Here is a 17,813-nt window from a genome sequence, read left to right on the forward strand (position 1 = left end):
GGAAGCTTTGCTTCCCGTTTTTTTTCATTTTAGCTGCGCTAATGCCCAGGTATGACAACAAATGACATCTTTGCTGGCTTAGCTATATTTTACTCAATTATACCGTTATCAGGCAATTTGGCGTAAGGGGCTATTTTTTTAAAGTAGTGAGCGGTATCGTCAGACAGCAAGGCATCTAATTGTTTTTTTAGCTTTGCTCCTACTGCATCGTTTGCAACAGCAAGACTTGCTGCAATAACTTTAAACTTTTGATAATAAATTTTTTGTGGGCTTTCGGGGGAGTTGAATTCTGTTGGAACTTTGGTGGAGAGGTCGTCTTGTAATTCTTTAATCGTTGACATCATAGCCACCCGTTCGAAAAGTATCACTTTAAGTCTCCCGCGTGCCATCATCATAATTAATTGCGCTAAACTACTTACTTCAACGAACTTTTCTCTGGGAACTTGCGCTAATTCAGCGAAAAAATCAGCATTACCAATTAGCGTACCAATGCTCCCTTCGGGCAAATTTTTGATGTCAAAGTTAGCGGGGGATGTTGAATAAAGATCAACGGTAGTGTCAAAGTGCCAAGATAACTCTTGTGCGTATTGGTAAAAGCTTTGTGTTTCACTATCTTTAGGCGTTAAACCTACCATGTCGATACGGTAACTTTTTAATTCCAGCTTCGCTCGAGCATAGGTCATTATTTGATAATTAAACGTTAGTGTCGAATTTTCTTGCAGGCCATTAAGCATATCAATAACAAAACCACTGCCGTCTTCGTTTACTAAAGGAGGAAATGGCTCCAAGCCAACTAAAATATTAGTAGGGTTGGCTAATGATTTAACGCTAAATAAAGCACATAAAACAGCAACACCGACAACTTTATATAACACTGATATGTTGTTTGAAATAGACATCTTATAAATACTGTTTGAATATTTAAATATAGCCATTAAGGGTTCAATTTAAATTGATGCCATAGTACCTTTTTGTCATCTTGATTTTGCTCTTGTTCAAAGCAAATACGGTCATGTAAACGATTAGCTCGACCTTGCCAAAATTCAAGGTAATGAGGTTTTATTCGCCAACCGCCCCAAAATTCAGGTAAGGGAACTTCTTGGCCAGCAAACTTTTTAGTGTAATAAGCTTCGCTCTGCTTTAATGCTTCTTTACTCGCCAGTGGTGAGCTTTGCTTTGACGCCCATGCGCCAATTTGGCTACCGCGGTCTCTGCTATGAAAATACTGTTCTGATTGTTCAGGCGTTACTTTTTCTACTCTGCCTTCTATCCTGACTTGGCGTTGCAGTACATTCCAATGAAATAATAAGGCTATCTTATTATTCTCATTTAAATTTTGGCTTTTTCGGCTGGCGTAATTAGTATAAAAAACGAAACCATCGTCATTAAACTCTTTTAACAACACCATACGTGAGCTAGGTTGACCGTTTTGATCGCAACTGCTGACAGACATAGCTTCAGGTAATAAAATGCCTGATTTTTTTGCGTCATCAAACCATTGGCCAAACAATTCGATGGGTGTTGTTTGTTCAGAAATATCGGGCAATGGTAAGGCAACACCTTGACCAAATGTTAATAAGCAGCGTAATTTTTCAAATAATGTCATAACGGTAAATTTAAATGATGTAGGGAGAATAGGTTCGTTAGATAGTAGCATGAATGTTTTATCTGACAATAAGAGATTATCGGCTTAATGCAATCAAAAGTTAATGCAGTGATGACTATATTTCCCAATCATCACTGAAGTCTAATGCTTCACGAAGGCGTTTTTTTTCAAGCAAATCATCGATACGTTTACGCACCTTGCTATTTTTATCTGCTTTTTTACCGGTGGCGAGATCTTTGTCGTAGTTATCAGACTCGTCATTTGCTTTATATTCATCTGCCATTATCGTGTTTTTCTCACGGTTAAGTATTTTTATTAATAAGGATTAATTTCAAGATAGGCAACAACTGAGAAAATTTCAATAAATTAGCTTAATCGCCTACTATTAATGCCATTATTTTTAGTAAATAACCGCAGATAAAAATAAACTATTTGAATTGCGGTAGCACATTGATAAACTGTTTTCACTTTAGTTTTACTGAATTTAGCGCCTGCTTATGTCTAACCGTAATTTCGTCGAATGGCTTGAAGAAATGCAATGTCAGGCTTTGATCAAATTTCAGCGACAACTGGTGTTACTGGTCGGTGATGCTTGCTGGGTCAAACAGTTACTGCAACTTAATGAACAAAACCAGAGTAAAGACGCTTGGCTGGTGTTTAGTCACCACCCCGAAATTTCTGCCACGATCAACAACAAACACTTTGCTCAGCAACTCGGTAGTGAGCATAGTCGAATATTATTTTCAGGTGTTGAAAATAGCGACTGTTCTGCGCTTAATAGTATCAATTTGGATGCTTTTGCGGCGCTCTCTGGCACGCTAGTCGCTGGCGGTGTTATGTGTTTATGGCTTGAAAAACCATTAATACAAGCGATTGAGCAAACAAAGAAAGCTTCACTTAAGTATTTTTATCGACAACTACTCGACAATAAAGCCTTAATTACGATTACACAAAATGACGAGCAAACGTTTCCGTTGTTAGATGGTATAGCACCAGTAATATCGACCGTCTCTAGTGATTTTTTATATCAATGTAAAACCAAAGAACAACAAATAGCCGTTGAACATATTATTAAGGTCAGCCGAGGCCATCGAAACCGCCCATTAGTGTTAACTGCTGATCGTGGTCGTGGAAAATCATCAGCGCTTGCTATTGCTTGTGTTGAGCTCATTGCAAATAACACCGCTATGGGCCATGAAAAAATTAATATAGTTATTACCGCACCCCATGTTCGTTCTTTATCGGTTTTTTACCGCCAACTTGCTTGTTCATTAGCGGCACTTGGCGAAAAATTTGACTATGCTAATACCAGCAAAACCGCTTTGGTTCACCCCTTGGGTTCGATAACTTTTGTTGCGGTCGACCAACTCATTCGCCGCGATGATCCATTGAATATTTCGCTATTAATGGTTGACGAGGCAGCTGCCATTCCGGTGCCTTTATTAACAAGCTTAACGGCTCTTTTTTCTCGTGTTGTTTTTTCAAGTACGGTTCATGGTTATGAAGGAGCAGGGCGCGGCTTTACGGTAAAGTTTCAACAAGCGTTAACAAAGCAAGTGCCGCAGTGGCGAAGCTTTCATATGCATCAGCCTATTCGCTGGCGTCAAGACGATCCGTTAGAAGTCTTTGTTTTTGAAAGTTGTTTACTTAACGCCAAGTTAACAGAATTGCCGTTACTAACTCAGCCTGTAACCGAAATTTCTTTGGATAAAGCAACCTTAAGCCAATCATCAACAGTGCACTTTGCTAAAGAATCGTTATCTTTTAGCCAAGTGTCATCAACCTCGTTGATTGAAGACACGGCGTTATTAAAGCAAGTTTTTGCTGTGCTGGTCACCGCTCATTACCAAACGTCACCGAACGATATTACGCTATTACTTGACAATAAAGCGCTACAATTATTTGTCGCCAAATTAGGTGATGATATTGTCGGTGTTGCCTTACTTCTTGAAGAGGGGTGTAATAAAGCAGCCGATATTCAAGCGATAGCAACAAATCAACGTCGACTAAAAAATCAGTTTATTCCCCAGTCTTTATTAACTCATTGTGGTTTTAGTGAAAGCTTTAGTTATCAATATCTGCGGGTTTTACGCATAGCTATTCATCCACAATATCAAGGGTATGGTTTTGGCCGTTGTTTTGTTAAAGCGCTAGAAAATTTTGCAAAAAAGCAGCAAGTTGATTTTATTGGCGCGAGTTTTGGTGCCAATGCGCAGTTACTTAAGTTTTGGCAAGATGCTGATTATCAAATTGCTCGAATAGGTTTTACTAAAGACCAAGCCAGTGGTGAGCATTCCGCGCTGGTGGTTTCTGCAATGAGCGACCGGGGGCAATTTTTTGAACGAAAAATTGCCAGTGAATTTTATAGTTCATTCGATTATTTACTCACCGATGAATACAAAGGTTTATCGCCTAAGTTAGTGTGGCAAATATTACATCATTGCCCTGATAAAAGTTTACCGCAGTTAAGCGCCCATCAGCTGAGCAGCATTAGCGATTTTATTCAACAAAAACGCCAGTTTAGTCATTGCGTAAAAGCGTTACATTATTGGTGTCTTTTACACTGTAAAGAAAATTATCAAGCAAGTATACTCGTGTTAATCGAGCGTATTTTACAGAAAAAGCCCGTTGATGAAGTATGTAAGAATCATCAGTTAACCGGTAAAAAAATGCTAAATCAGGCATTAATTGACTACATTGCGCAGGCTCAAGCGCAATAGCTATTCAATCTGTTGTTGCCAAAATTTAAGCATAGTAAAATAATGGCAAGGCTGACTGGCGAAAGCGGTGAAGTCGTCATGTTTGATAAGGCGAGTTAAATAATAGCTGATCACCTTTGCTAATCCATTACTGGGATGCTGCGCATAAGTCTTGGTCAATACGCTCAACCAATCTTCTATTTGATAAAGCTCACTTGAATATGCAATAGCGCAATGAATACTATCTTTGTGAGAGCCCGCAGAATAAGTTAACGGCATGTTGATTGCTCTCCCTGTAAGCTGCTTAGTAAGAGTGATTGCCACAATGTTTTACGCGCAGCATCATCTAAGCACCTGCACTCATTACCGGGCAAAGCGCCAGACAAGATTAACTTTTCTAATAATATGATGGGTAATTCAACTTTTGCCTTTTCAGTGTGTATGTGGTGATAATTGTCTTGAATATTTTTTCTATTGATAGAATATTGTTGCGCACCCATGATGAAACTCCTTTGCTTTGTCGATAACGTTAGATTTAATTTAATGTAATAGTTGCCACAATGCAAATGATAATTATTATCATTTGCATTGTGGCGGTATTTTATTGTTTTTAGTGATGTGATCTTTACACAGATCCCATTACAATAATGAGCAAGCATTAGGTATTATTAGGAAAGTTATGACACAGAGTCAGCAACGGGTTGGTCAAACAAAAAACGATGTTATTGAAGTTAATCATTTAGTTAAAAGTTATAAAGGCGTGCAAGCGGTTGATGATATTAGTTTCACCATTACTAAAGGACACTGTTTTGGTCTGTTAGGACCAAATGGTGCAGGAAAAACGACGACCATTGAAATAATGGAAGGGATAATTCCAGCGACCAGTGGTGAAGTGCTTTACTCAGGAAAAAGCATAGGTAAGGATATAAGTCAGCAAATTGGCATTCAATTTCAAAGTACTGCTTTGCAAGATTTTTTAACGGTACAAGAGACCTTAAATTTATTCACCGCATTTTATGACAACACTGTACCTCATCAGCAATTAATTGAGCTCTGTGGCTTAAAAGATTTTTTAGATAGAGATAATCGTTTGTTGTCGGGTGGACAACGCCAACGGTTATTATTAGCACTGGCGTTAATTAATGACCCCGATATTATTTTTCTTGATGAACCCACCACTGGGCTTGATCCACAGGCGAGACGTAATTTTTGGCAATTAATAAAAAATATTAAAGCCCAAAATAAGACGGTTATTTTAACCACTCATTACATGGACGAAGCGGAACAACTTTGTGATGAAGTAGTTATTATGGACAATGGTAAAATTATTGAAAGTGGCACACCTAATCGATTACTTGCTAAGCATTTTCAAGAGGTCTTTATTTATTTACCTCTAGAGCAAGTACCGCAGCCATTAATTGAAAAACATCAGTGGACTATCGAACACGAGCGGGTCGAAATAACGACGCAACATGTGGAAGAAACTATTAGCTTGTTAATTGCTGAGAAAATTCCATTAGAAGGTTTACAAGTAAAGTCTCCAAATCTTGATGATCTTTTTCTAAAATTAACCGGCCATTCATTGAGAGAGTAAAACATATGAATTTTAAACGTTTTTTTGCGGTAGTCAAAGCCCGTAATATTGAATTTTTTCGCGATCGTTCATCGTTAGGGTGGAATTTATTTTTCCCTATTCTCATGTTAGCGGGTTTATCTTTTGTTTTTTCTGGTGACGGAAAAGCCGTTTATAAAGTGGGGGTTATCGACAGTAAAACCGTTCAATCGAGTTTTATGGAAACACGTTACGTTGACTTTATTGACTATCAAGATAAGGCGTTAGCAACCGTAAAATTAGAACAGCATGCTATTGATTTTTTAGTCGACTTTAGCCAAAAAAGTTATTGGGTTAACCAAGGTTCACCAAACAGTTACCTGGTTGAAAAAATCTTTTTAGGACAACACAATAACTTTCAACGCCTAGAAACCTATGGTAAGAAAATTCGTTATGTCGACTGGGTGCTGCCTGGGATCCTTGGAATGAACATGATGTTTAGTTGCCTATTTGGTGTTGGCTACGTGATAGTACGTTATCGGAAAAATGCGGTATTAAAACGTTTAAAAGCGACACCGCTTTCAGCGTTTGAATTTGTATCAGCACAATTAGTGTCACGTATTTTTATTGTGATGTTTATGTCGAGTGTTGTTTATATTGGCTGTAATTTCTTTTTTGATTTTTACATGCTGGGCAGCTATTTTGATCTATTTATCATCGCAGTTTTAGGCGCTATTAGCTTAATATCTTTAGGTTTGCTGGTCGCGAGCAGAAGTAAGAGTGAAGAGCTTATTGGCGGTTTACTTAATTTGACCTCATGGCCAATGATGTTGTTATCAGGTGTTTGGTTTAGTCTAGAAGGTGCACCCCATGCGGTAAAAGTTTTTGCTGACTTTTTACCTTTAACTCATTTAGTGGCTGGAGCGAGAAAAGTGATCACAGAAGGTGCAACCCTAGCTGATATCAGTTATCACCTGAGCGCACTTTTGATTATGAGTACTATTTTTTTAGCGTTAGGCTCTTACTTATTTAGTTGGAATACCGAGCGATAATAGCGGTTGCTGTTTTATAGCGAGACCTATCAATAATTATACTAGGTCTCGTTGCGTGACAAAAACCATCGGTAACACCTCGCTGTTGAGCAAAGATAACCTTGTTATAAATCAGTGAAATTTAAAGTGCTTAAAAAATATTTTTTTATTAGATAAAATATATTATGCTTAATTCATAGCAGTTAAGGATAGTTATTAGTGATTACCAATCGTGTGTTTATTAAGTTTATTTGCCTTTTAAGTGTGTTTTTTTACTGTAATACCAGTATTGCGACAGATATATTACGTGTCAGTATTCCTCAAATGCCAGTTCATGCGGTAAGTAAAGATGAAGGGGTTTTGGTCGATTTTGTTAAAGTGCTTGCCAAGAAACTAGACCAAAATATAGAAATCCAGATAGTGCCTTTTTCGCGTTCTATCTATTATGTTATTACTAATCAAGTTGATTTTCATTTACCCTTTATTAAGCCCAAAGCTGAGAATTCGCCTCAAGATAACTTTATTTACTCAGACGAAACTATTTTTCATGTCAACTTTGTACTTTATACCCATAAAGATAGGTTTGTTGATCTCACTAAACTGGTAAATTATAAGATTGAAACTGATGCTGCTCACCTGCCTTTTTTTAGTGAATTAAAGATGGGTTCTAGTTGTATCCTTTGTAGTTTAAAGAAAGTGCAGCACAAAATGACCGACGGTTATATTTTTGCTGATTCTTCCACCGATCCTCTTTTACGTGAAAATTTGCCGTTGTTAGCTGCTGTTAAACGTCAACTTTATAAAAAGTTTGAAGTTAAAATGGTTTTTCCAAAGACAGAGAAAGGACAAAGTCTTAATAAAGCACTTAGTGTAATTGTTAATGAAATGCGCTTGTCAGGAGAGCTACAGCAGTTATTATCCTCAGTTGACTTTATCTATAATGATTGGCAAATAGAATGAACGAACTGCTAGCACAGAGGCTCTTAAAACTTACTGGTTTGTTCTTTGTAGGTCTTGCTCTACTGGGTGTGGTACTGCCGATTCTTCCTACCACACCTTTTCTGTTAGTTGCGGCGAGTTGTTTTGCTAAGTCTTCGCCACGTATGAATAAAATATTACTTAGACATAAAGTTTTTGGCCCCTTGATTTACCATTGGCAAACATCAGGCAGTATTCCTAAAAGGGCTAAAACAATCGCTTTAAGTACTATTATCTTAGCCACCATGGGTTCGTGCTATCAATTAGACAATAACCTACTGCGAGTGTTGGTCATCGTTTTAGTTGCAGGGCCCTTTATTTTTCTATGGCGTTTACCTCTTTCAGCAGAGGAACAGCAAACTTAACTGTTAATTATTAATCAGCGAGTGCTTTACCCACTAAGGTCGCTAAATGGTTAGGTAGTGTTAATGAAAGTGCTATTTCGTGGCCACGCGCTGACATTTTTCCCCAAGTTTTCTTTACTATCCTTATGATTTTAGCTTCGTTGTCTGCTTCGGTATATTTAGCGGCAAAAGCGTGAAAGTAATATTGTAAAAAGACTAAGCAAGCGACATCCTCTAACGTTTGCGTGTTGGCATTTGTTTTGAGCTGTTCTTTTCTTAAAATACAAGCGGTCAATTCAGCCTCATGCTCAGAATAATCATTTTCTAACATTAATGACTTAGTGAGCTCAGCGTGGAACTTTCCTTGGGAAATCCGCCACTGATAATAGCCAGCTTTACCTTCATCAAATTCGGTACGCTTTAAGTCCCAGCGTTTAATATGCTGTGCCCGCACAGCTATTTGTAATAATTCATTTGACTGAGGAAAATACTGCTCAAGACAAGAGGTCATGTATTGACCATAAAGTAATTCATTGGCTTGAGGATGCCCATTAACAAGTGTTTGATTGGGATCTTCACTATTTATTTTATCGATAGCACAAAGTACGGCGGTTAAACGAGATGAAGTCATAAAGGGTATCCAATGCCTAGGGTGAATTAAAACAATATGTTAGCTTTTTATCGATAAAATAAACACAGTGATTAAATATTTTTGTCAAAATAACAGAAATTGATCTGTAGATCATATTGTCGTGGTAGCTAGTTTTAAGTATAATGTTTTCCCGTCCTGCTAGGTTGGTGCGTTTTTCAAAATCATGACTAAACTTACCTCATTATTCGCTAATTAATTCGTATAATAAGCTAGCAAAACAACTTAAGTAAAACACACAAAATTCCTGCTCACTCTGACTTTTGGTATCACATGACAACTAGATATATTTTTGTAACCGGCGGCGTTGTATCGTCTCTTGGTAAAGGTATTGCCGCGGCTTCTCTTGCTGCAATTCTTGAAGCACGCGGCTTAAAAGTCACAATGTTAAAACTTGACCCTTATATTAATGTTGACCCGGGTACGATGAGTCCTATTCAACATGGTGAAGTATTTGTTACCGAAGACGGCGCGGAAACTGATTTGGATTTAGGGCATTATGAACGATTTATTCGTACCAAAATGACCAAGCTTAATAACTTCACCACCGGCAGAATATATCAAGATATTCTTGCACGTGAGCGCAAAGGTGAGTTTTTAGGTGCCACTATTCAAGTTATTCCTCATATTACTAACGACATTAAGCGTCGCGTTATTGAGGGTGCTGAAGGTTATGACGTTGCTATGGTTGAGATTGGCGGCACGGTTGGTGATATTGAATCACAACCTTTCTTAGAAGCTATCCGCCAGTTAGGTACCGAATTAGGACGTGAACGTGCGATGTATATGCATCTAACGTTAGTGCCTTATATTAAAACAGCCGGCGAAATTAAAACAAAACCAACTCAACATTCAGTGAAAGAGCTACGCTCAATTGGTATCGTCCCTGATATTTTAGTGTGTCGAAGTGAACGCACTGTGCCTGCTAATGAGCGAGCAAAAATATCTTTGTTTACCAATGTTGCTGAAAAAGCGGTTTTATCAATGCGTGACGTTGATAGCATTTATAAGATTCCGGCGTTACTTAAAGCCCAAGGTATAGATGAATTAGTGGTTAAACGTTTTGGTCTTGATGTACCTGCAGCCGATTTAAGTGAATGGGAAAAAGTACTCTATCAAGAAGCTAACCCTTTTGGTGAAGTTACCATAGGCATGGTAGGTAAATATATTGAATTACCAGACGCGTATAAATCTGTTAACGAAGCATTAAAACATGCCGGCTTGAAAAACCAAGTAACGGTAAACATTAAATACATTGACTCACAAGATCTTGAGAGCAAAGGAACTGATGTTTTAGGAACCGTTGATGCGATATTAGTGCCAGGTGGTTTTGGTATTCGTGGCGTTGAAGGAAAAATTTTAGCGGCGAAATATGCCCGTGAAAACAAAGTGCCTTATTTAGGTATTTGTTTAGGTATGCAAGTGGCGCTTATTGATTATGCCCGCAATGTTGCTGGTCTTACTGACGCTCATAGCACCGAATTTAACCCTGAAACCCCACATCCAGTGGTTGGTTTAATTAATGAATGGTTAGATGAAGAAGGCCAAGTTGAATACCGTCATGAAAATTCAGACTTAGGCGGCACGATGCGTTTAGGTTCACAATTGTGCCACCTTGTGAAAGGTACCAAGGCATATGACGTATATGGCAGTGAAACAATTTATGAGAGACACCGTCATCGTTATGAGGTAAATAATAACTACCGTGAGCAAATTAGCAAAGCTGGTTTGGTTTTCTCGGGGTTATCTACGGATAAAACATTAGTTGAGATGATTGAAATACCGGATCATCCTTGGTTTATTGCTGGGCAGTTTCATCCTGAGTTTAATTCAACTCCACGTGATGGACACCCATTGTTTGAAAGCTTTATTGCTGCTTCATTTGAGCATCAAAAACAGCAATCAAGTTAAACCTGAAAATTAATAAAACCGTAGCATAGTGCTGCGGTTTTGCTTTCTGGCATAATTATTTATGGCAAAATGTTTTATCAGTAAAATGTAAACTAAAAACTATTACCAACTTAATAGCGGTTCATTCGCTGTAGTGCACTCAATTTAAAGGAATTATAATGTCGAATATCAGTAAAATTATCGCCCGTGAAATTATGGACTCTCGTGGTAACCCAACCGTTGAAGCTGACGTTTTTTTAGCATCGGGTGCTTGGGGTCGTGCTGCTGCACCCTCTGGCGCATCAACCGGTTCACGTGAAGCGTTAGAGTTACGTGATGGTGATAAGTCTCGTTATTTAGGTAAAGGCGTATTAAAAGCGGTTGCGGCGATAAACAATGACATTCAAACGGCATTGATCGGACAAAGTGCTTTAGAACAAGCCACTATTGATCAAATCATGATCGACTTAGACGGTACTGAAAATAAAGAAAAATTTGGCGCCAATGCTATTTTAGCGGTTTCATTAGCAAATGCAAAAGCAGCCGCAATGGAAAAGAAAGTACAATTATTTGAACATATCGCTGATTTAAACGGAACTCCGGGGCAATACTCATTACCTTTACCTATGATGAATATTATCAATGGCGGTGAACATGCAGACAATAATGTTGATATTCAAGAATTCATGATCCAACCGGTAAGTGCTAAAAGTTTCAGTGAAGCATTACGTATGGGCGCTGAAATATTTCATGCTTTGAAAAAAGTATTATCTGCAAAAGGTTTAAATACTGCCGTTGGTGATGAAGGTGGTTTTGCACCTGATTTAGCCTCGAATGCTGACGCCTTAGCGGTTATTAAGGAAGCCGTTTCTGCTGCCGGTTATGAATTAGGTAAAGACATTACGTTAGCGATGGATTGTGCTGCTTCAGAGTTTTATGATAGCGAGAAAGGCATTTACGACCTGAAAGGCGAAGGCAAGCAATTTACAGCTAACGAATTCTCTGATTTTTTAGCAACGCTATGTGAAGAATACCCTATCGTTTCTATTGAAGACGGTTTGGACGAGTCTGACTGGGATGGTTTTGCTTACCAAACAAAATTATTAGGCGATAAAATACAAATTGTTGGCGATGATTTATTTGTAACGAATACTAAAATCTTAGCTCGTGGTATTGAACAAGGTATTGGCAACTCAATTTTAATTAAGTTTAACCAGATTGGTACCTTAACTGAAACATTAGCGGCGATTAAAATGGCGAAAGATGCTGGTTTTACTGCCGTTATTTCTCATCGTTCAGGCGAAACTGAAGATGCAACGATTGCTGATTTAGCGGTAGGTACAGCGGCAGGCCAAATTAAAACCGGTTCACTTTGTCGTTCAGACCGTGTTTCTAAGTATAACCAATTGCTACGTATTGAAGAGTACCTTGGTGATAAAGCTATATTTAATGGCCTGTCAGAAGTTAAAGGCCAATAACGATTAAACTATGTTTATTTCTTCCTACCACGTTGTTAGAAGTACTCATTGACTATCGTCAACTCCGTGCGTCTGCCTAGTGGTAGTTTGAACTAACTCATATTTTAATTCGTTATTTTTGCTATAAATATAGTGATAAAAGCCACTCATTTGAGTGGCTTTTTATTTTTAGGAATAACTGATTTAGACAGGAGGCTAGTTTAATAACCTAGCTAAACTATGTTTATTTCTTCCTACCACGTTGTTAGAAGTACTCATTGACTATCGTCAACTCCGTGCGTCTGCCTAGTGGTAGTTTGAACTAACTCATATTTTAATGCGTTATTTTAATTATAAATATAGTTATAAAAGCCACTCATTTGAGTGGTTTTTTATTTTTAGGGATAACTGATTTAGACAGGAGGCTAGTTTAATAAAACATCAATTGTCATGATTGGTGTTTTTTTGTTTCTGTTGATGCTTAACAATATAAAATATAGACACTTAATGATCACAGACTGTCGAGGGGGTAATAAGCTAGGGGCAGGGTAGTGTCTTTTGAAAGCCTTTTACAGGCATCTCTACTATATCTTTTAGGATTTTAGCCGGCCTAACTCGATGCAACTTTATTACGTTAAGTGGTTAATATTCTGGGCTAAGTTACTGGCTAGTTAAATGCTATTAATTAGGCTTTAGGTTATAATATTTGTGCGAACATGCTCGCTAAACTTACTGCTTAAACTCATTATTAATATGCTTTTAGAGAACTTTTATGTCAAATAAGTCTGTACCTACAGCGCCAACAAGTACTTCTACTTTTACCAACCGACTACCTTTATTGATTTTAGTTGCTATTTTAGTCGTCTTAATTGTTTATTTGCAGTGGCCTGAAGCTAAGCAGGAAGAAAGTAAATTTGAACGTGTTGTTGCGGTAAAAATGGTGCCAGTGGTACTTACTGAATTTATTGAGAGTGTTGAAGCTGTTGGTACAGCGCGCGCTAATGAACAAGTGATTATTACCAGTAAATATTCAGATCTTGTTGATACAATTAATTTTGACGATGGTCAAAAAGTAAAAAAAGGTGCTGTGTTAGTCAAGCTGAATAATCAAGAAGAGCTGGCAAAAGTTAACGAGTTAACCGCTAACTTGTCAGAATCACAGGCACATTTAACGCGTTTAACTAAGCTGCTTTCTAGCAACACAACCTCTAAATCTTTAGTCGAGCAGCAAGAAGCAAAAACTAAAGCGATTGAAGCACAACTTGTGAGTGCAAACAGTAAAGTAAATGATTTAATTATTCGTGCACCATTTGCTGGCGTTCTTGGTTTTCGTGAAGTGAGTAAAGGAGCTTATCTTGATGCGGGTGATATTATTACCAGCTTAGATGACCTGAGCAGTGTTAAGGTAGACTTTCATTTACCTGAGCGTTTACTCACTCATATTCATGTGGGTCAACAAGTGACTGCTTTTAATAGCGCCTATCAAGGTAAAGAGTTTATTGGTGAAATTACAGCGCTTGATAGCCGTATTGATGCAAGCACGCGCAGTATTAAAGTTCGCGCTACTCTCAATAATAAAGCGTTAAAACTGCGACCTGGTATGTTGCTTAATATTAGCGTGTTATTACAAGTAGAAAATATTTTGCAATTACCTGAAAGCAGTATTATTCCTATAGAGAATATTCATTACGTTTTTGTTGTTAGAGAAGACAAAGCTGTGCGTAAGGCGATAAAAATTGGTCGACGTCACCCCGGAGTGGTAGAAGTTATATCAGGCTTAGTTGCCGGTGAAGAAGTGGTTGTAGAAGGAGCACTGAAACTTCGTGATGGCTCTGCTGTAAGTATTAGTGGTCAAAAAGCTGAAACAGATATTCCTGAAAATGGGAGCAAGACCTAGTGATATTGTCTGACTTATCGGTTAAAAGACCGGTTTTTGCTACCGTTATAAATTTACTTATTATTACTTTTGGTATTGTTGCTTTCTTGATGCTGCCATTACGAGAGTACCCTGATATTGACCCTCCTATTGTTAATATCAGTACTAATTACCCCGGAGCGTCAGCGGCGATTGTCGAGACTAAAATAACCCAATTACTTGAAGACAGAATCAGTGGCGTTGAAGGAGTTAAAACCATTAACTCAAACAGCCGTGTTGGTCGTTCTAGTATAACCATTGAATTTAATTTAGATCGAGATATTGATGCGGCGACTAATGATGTACGCGATCGTATTTCTCGAGCACTAAATAACTTACCAGAGCAAGCCGATCCTCCTGAAGTATCTAAAGCCAATGATGATGAAAACGTCATCGTTTGGTTTGTTTTACAAAGTGAAACCATGAGCACACTAGCGCTAACTGATTATGCTAATCGATATATTGTAGACCGTTTTGCTGTGGTTGATGGTGTTGCTCGCATACGGGTTGGTGGTGGACGTACTTATGCAATGAAAATACGCCTAAACCGCGCATCAATGGCAGCGCGTAATATTACGGTACAGGATATTGAACGTACTTTACGTGATGAGAATGTTGAATTACCAGCGGGACGCATTGAGTCAGTTGAACGAGATTTCTCTATTCGTGTAGAGCGCAGTTATTTATCAGAACAAGATTTTGCCAATATGGTTATTGATCGTTCTGAAAGTAATTCACTGGTACGTTTAGGTGATGTTGCTGAAGTTTTTATTGGCGCGCAAGATGATGAAAACATGTTTCGTGGTAATGGCAAAAATATGGTTGGCTTGGGGGTTATTAAGCAATCTAAGGGGAATACCTTAGATGTTGTTAAGTCAGCAAGAAAAGAGATGATCGCTATTCGTAGTACGCTACCTGTTGGTACCACTATTACTAATAGTTACGACAGCTCTGTTTTCATTCAAGGCTCTATTGATGAAGTCTATAACACGTTAATTATCGCCATGTTGATGGTGGTATTGGTTATCTTTTTATTTTTAGGTAATGTCCGAGCCACTCTTATACCTGCAATTACGGTACCCGTTGCTTTAATTGGTTCAATGATGGCGCTGTCATGGTTTGGTTTTTCTATTAACTTATTAACCTTACTCGCCTTAGTACTCGCAATTGGCTTGGTGGTTGATGATGCCATCGTTGTACTTGAAAATATTTATCGTCGTATCGAAAATGGTCAAACACCATTGATGGCAGCGTATGAAGGAGGTCGGGAAGTTGCTTTTGCTGTTGTTGCAACTACGTTGGTGTTAGTAGCCGTATTTGTACCTCTTGTCTTTTTATCGGGCAATATGGGCCGATTATTTACCGAATTTGCTATCGCTATATCCGCCGCAGTAATATTTTCAAGCCTGACTGCTTTATCGCTTACACCAATGATGTGTTCAAAAATGTTAAAACACAGAGAGCGGAGCTCTTCCTTTGGTCAAAAGCTAGATCATGCTTTTGCTCGTTTTGAAGCGTCTTATGGTCGCGCCCTTAAAAGTAGTATTCATCAACCCATGCTTATCGTACTCGTGTTGGGCTTAGCATTAGCCGCAGTGTTTTTGCTGTTTAATAAATTACCTTCTGAATACACCCCAAAAGAAGATCGCGGTAATTTCTTTTTAATGATGCAAAGCGCTGAAGGCGCAAGTTATGAAAACAACGTTAAAAATATGCATGAAATTGAAGAAAAGCTTCTAGCTTATCAAGCTCAAGGTGAGTTAGACCGAGTGTTAGTGCGTGTACCTGGTTTTGGAGGGAGCGGTGGTGTTGCTATTGTTGGTTTACCTGAATGGGATAAACGTAGCATTGATACATTCAGTTTTATTAATAAAATAAACGCAGATATGCAAAGCGTGACTGATGTACGAGCTTTTGCCATTATGCGCCGTGGCATTGGCGGCGGTGGCGGTGGTGATAACCCCGTGTCTTTTGTTTTACAGGGGAACACCTTTGAAGAGCTAGCACAGTGGCGTGATATTTTGATCACAGAAGCGCAAAAAAATCCTAACTTGTCGAATATCAACAGTGATTATCAAGAAACATATCCTCAGTTATTAGTTCAAATAGACCGTGAACGTGCCTATGATTTAGGTGTGACAGTGGGTGATATCGCCCAAACCCTAGAGACTATGCTAGGTCAACGTCGTGTTACAACGTTTGTTGATCGAGGTGAAGAGTATGATGTAATTGTTGAGGGTAATGAAAAGCAATTTCAAAGCCCTGCAGACATTGAAAATTTATATATTCGCTCTCGTACTACCGACAAATTAATACCATTAGCTAGTGTTTTAAATATTGGTGAAAATGCAACCTCGTCTCAACTTAATCGTTATAACCGCCTGCGTAGTATTACTGTTACGGCAAATTTGACTGATGGTTATGCTTTAGGTGACGCACTAGATTTCCTTGTCGATGTGACTAAAAATAAACTGCCAGAACATGTGCAAGTGGATTATAAAGGCGAGTCGCTATTGCTAAAAGAATCAGGTAATTCCATCATGTTTGTTTTTTTGTTGGCCTTATTAATTACTTATTTGGTGTTAGCTGCCCAGTTTGAAAGCTTTATTCATCCTTTTGTTATTTTACTTACCGTACCGTTAGCACTGGTTGGTGCACTTGCTGGGCTCGAATTGATGGGCATGAGTTTAAATATCTACAGCCAAATTGGTATTATCATGCTAATAGGCTTAGCAGCTAAAAATGGTATTTTAATTGTAGAGTTTGCCAACCAGTTACGTGACAAGGGTATTGCTTTTGAAGAAGCATTAATTAGTGCTTCACAGCAAAGATTACGCCCTATTGTTATGACAACATTTACAACGGTAACCAGTGCTATTCCTTTAGTGTTTGCGGTCGGTCCTGGAGCTGAAAGTAGAATGGTGATTGGTGTGGTGATTTTTGCGGGTGTATCACTAGCGAGTATATTTACCTTATTTATTGTGCCAGGCGCATATTATTGGTTGTGTCGTAATACCGGCTCTCCACAGGCGATTGCTAATAAAATTGAACAGCAAAGCTAATGGCCTAGAGGTTTTAATGTTTAAATAAAAAAGCCTAGCAGACGTGAATCGCTTATTACTAATCACTTATTCAAAGATAAAAATATTAATTTATCGTTGAACGATTGGAAGCAGAAATTACTATGCCACCCATAATTACTTTCCGCAGAAATTACTATGCCACCCATAATTACTTTCCGTAGTAATAGAAATTACTATGCCAGCCATGATAATGCTGCACAATAATAATGCTCTGAAAAACAGCTATCCATTGGTCAGCAACAATGCATGTACTGCATCTTGTAAGCTTTTGCCTATCGATTTTTATAGAAGTTGATTAAATGAGTGAATTTCAGGCAAGCTTTACTTTCTACCCCAAGGTAGCTGTATTTTTCTTGCTGTTTTTGAATATAGCTATGTTTACGCGCTATTCAAACAAGCTTGGGCATTTGCTTTACCGTGTGCGCGCTTTAACCCCACGTGCTCAGTAAATTCACACAAATGCTCTGCGGTGCCGACTGCACCAGTGAATATACCTTCAAAGTTTGTGGTGAGTTTGAGCCAACTTTCATCGCTGATGTGAAGTCTTGACAGTATATTTGCGGTTTTGTTATCGATAGCGCCTCGTTTGTCTGCTCTTATTACGCGACC

Annotated in this window: 15 protein-coding genes and 1 pseudogene; 9 read left to right on the plus strand and 7 right to left on the minus strand. The window is 38.3% G+C overall.

All coding sequences use genetic code 11. The features are described 5' to 3' along the window. Positions 1-89: 89 nt before the first annotated feature. The 3 genes from H4J56_RS17600 to H4J56_RS17610 all read right to left on the minus strand — a co-directional run bounded on the left by H4J56_RS17600 (position 90) and on the right by H4J56_RS17610 (position 1,889). Entirely contained in the window at positions 90-935 is an 846-nt protein-coding gene (locus tag H4J56_RS17600; protein WP_182259680.1) for a transporter substrate-binding domain-containing protein, read from the minus strand. Further along, positions 935-1,606 carry a pyridoxamine 5'-phosphate oxidase gene (gene pdxH / locus H4J56_RS17605; protein ID WP_182259687.1) on the minus strand — a complete coding sequence of 224 codons (672 nt, stop codon included), beginning with the start codon at positions 1,604-1,606 and terminating at the stop codon, positions 935-937. Before pdxH ends, H4J56_RS17600 begins: the two co-directional genes overlap by 1 nt. Before the next feature lie 115 nt (positions 1,607-1,721). Further along, a complete protein-coding gene (locus tag H4J56_RS17610; protein WP_157470838.1) occupies positions 1,722-1,889 on the minus strand; it encodes a PA3496 family putative envelope integrity protein in 168 nt (55 codons plus the stop codon). A gap of 214 nt (positions 1,890-2,103) precedes the next feature. Here H4J56_RS17610 and H4J56_RS17615 point away from each other — a divergent pair, with 214 nt between their 5' ends. Then, on the plus strand, positions 2,104-4,326 hold the full coding sequence (locus H4J56_RS17615; protein ID WP_182259681.1) for a GNAT family N-acetyltransferase: 2,223 nt from the start codon (positions 2,104-2,106) through the stop codon (positions 4,324-4,326). Here H4J56_RS17615 and H4J56_RS17620 read toward each other — a convergent pair whose 3' ends face one another. Then, positions 4,327-4,584: a hypothetical protein gene (locus H4J56_RS17620; protein ID WP_182259682.1), complete on the minus strand. Its 258-nt coding sequence runs from the start codon at positions 4,582-4,584 to the stop codon at positions 4,327-4,329. Then, the gene (locus H4J56_RS17625) at positions 4,575-4,805 is read right to left on the minus strand and encodes a hypothetical protein (protein ID WP_182251352.1); all 231 of its coding nucleotides are present in this window, start codon (positions 4,803-4,805) and stop codon (positions 4,575-4,577) included. Before H4J56_RS17625 ends, H4J56_RS17620 begins: the two co-directional genes overlap by 10 nt. 179 nt (positions 4,806-4,984) lie before the next feature. On the opposite strand from H4J56_RS17625, the gene H4J56_RS17630 reads away from it, so the two are divergent. The 4 genes from H4J56_RS17630 to H4J56_RS17645 all read left to right on the plus strand — a co-directional run bounded on the left by H4J56_RS17630 (position 4,985) and on the right by H4J56_RS17645 (position 8,231). Continuing rightward, positions 4,985-5,899, plus strand: coding sequence for an ABC transporter ATP-binding protein (locus H4J56_RS17630; protein ID WP_182245064.1), 915 nt, complete (start codon positions 4,985-4,987; stop codon positions 5,897-5,899). A gap of 5 nt (positions 5,900-5,904) precedes the next feature. Then, complete coding sequence (locus tag H4J56_RS17635) at positions 5,905-6,909, plus strand: ABC transporter permease (RefSeq protein ID WP_182259683.1); 1,005 nt, start codon at positions 5,905-5,907, stop codon at positions 6,907-6,909. A gap of 198 nt (positions 6,910-7,107) precedes the next feature. Next, positions 7,108-7,848 (plus strand): transporter substrate-binding domain-containing protein, encoded by a 741-nt coding sequence (locus H4J56_RS17640; protein ID WP_182245065.1) that lies wholly within the window; start codon positions 7,108-7,110, stop codon positions 7,846-7,848. Next, positions 7,845-8,231, plus strand: coding sequence for a YbaN family protein (locus H4J56_RS17645; protein WP_070374525.1), 387 nt, complete (start codon positions 7,845-7,847; stop codon positions 8,229-8,231). The genes H4J56_RS17640 and H4J56_RS17645 overlap by 4 nt, the downstream gene beginning before the upstream one ends. A gap of 10 nt (positions 8,232-8,241) precedes the next feature. On the opposite strand, the gene H4J56_RS17650 is transcribed toward H4J56_RS17645, so the two are convergent. Then, positions 8,242-8,841, minus strand: coding sequence for a DUF4202 domain-containing protein (locus H4J56_RS17650; RefSeq protein WP_182222862.1), 600 nt, complete (start codon positions 8,839-8,841; stop codon positions 8,242-8,244). Between the two features lie 291 nt (positions 8,842-9,132). Here H4J56_RS17650 and H4J56_RS17655 point away from each other — a divergent pair, with 291 nt between their 5' ends. The 4 genes from H4J56_RS17655 to H4J56_RS17670 all read left to right on the plus strand — a co-directional run bounded on the left by H4J56_RS17655 (position 9,133) and on the right by H4J56_RS17670 (position 17,183). Then, a complete protein-coding gene (locus H4J56_RS17655) occupies positions 9,133-10,770 on the plus strand; it encodes a CTP synthase (protein WP_070374523.1) in 1,638 nt (545 codons plus the stop codon). A 158-nt stretch (positions 10,771-10,928) separates the two neighbouring features. Beyond that, on the plus strand, positions 10,929-12,227 hold the full coding sequence (gene eno / locus H4J56_RS17660; protein WP_182222863.1) for a phosphopyruvate hydratase: 1,299 nt from the start codon (positions 10,929-10,931) through the stop codon (positions 12,225-12,227). 751 nt (positions 12,228-12,978) lie between these two features. After that, positions 12,979-14,103, plus strand: coding sequence for an efflux RND transporter periplasmic adaptor subunit (locus H4J56_RS17665; RefSeq protein WP_182259684.1), 1,125 nt, complete (start codon positions 12,979-12,981; stop codon positions 14,101-14,103). Then, a complete protein-coding gene (locus tag H4J56_RS17670) occupies positions 14,103-17,183 on the plus strand; it encodes an efflux RND transporter permease subunit (RefSeq protein WP_182259685.1) in 3,081 nt (1,026 codons plus the stop codon). The genes H4J56_RS17665 and H4J56_RS17670 overlap by 1 nt, the downstream gene beginning before the upstream one ends. A 399-nt stretch (positions 17,184-17,582) precedes the next feature. On the opposite strand, the pseudogene H4J56_RS17675 reads toward H4J56_RS17670, so the two are convergent. Continuing rightward, a pseudogene (locus H4J56_RS17675) lies at positions 17,583-17,813 on the minus strand (transposase); the annotation flags it as partial.

The sequence above is a fragment of the Colwellia sp. BRX8-4 genome (genome assembly GCF_014077345.1).
Lineage (GTDB): Bacteria > Pseudomonadota > Gammaproteobacteria > Enterobacterales > Alteromonadaceae > Colwellia_A.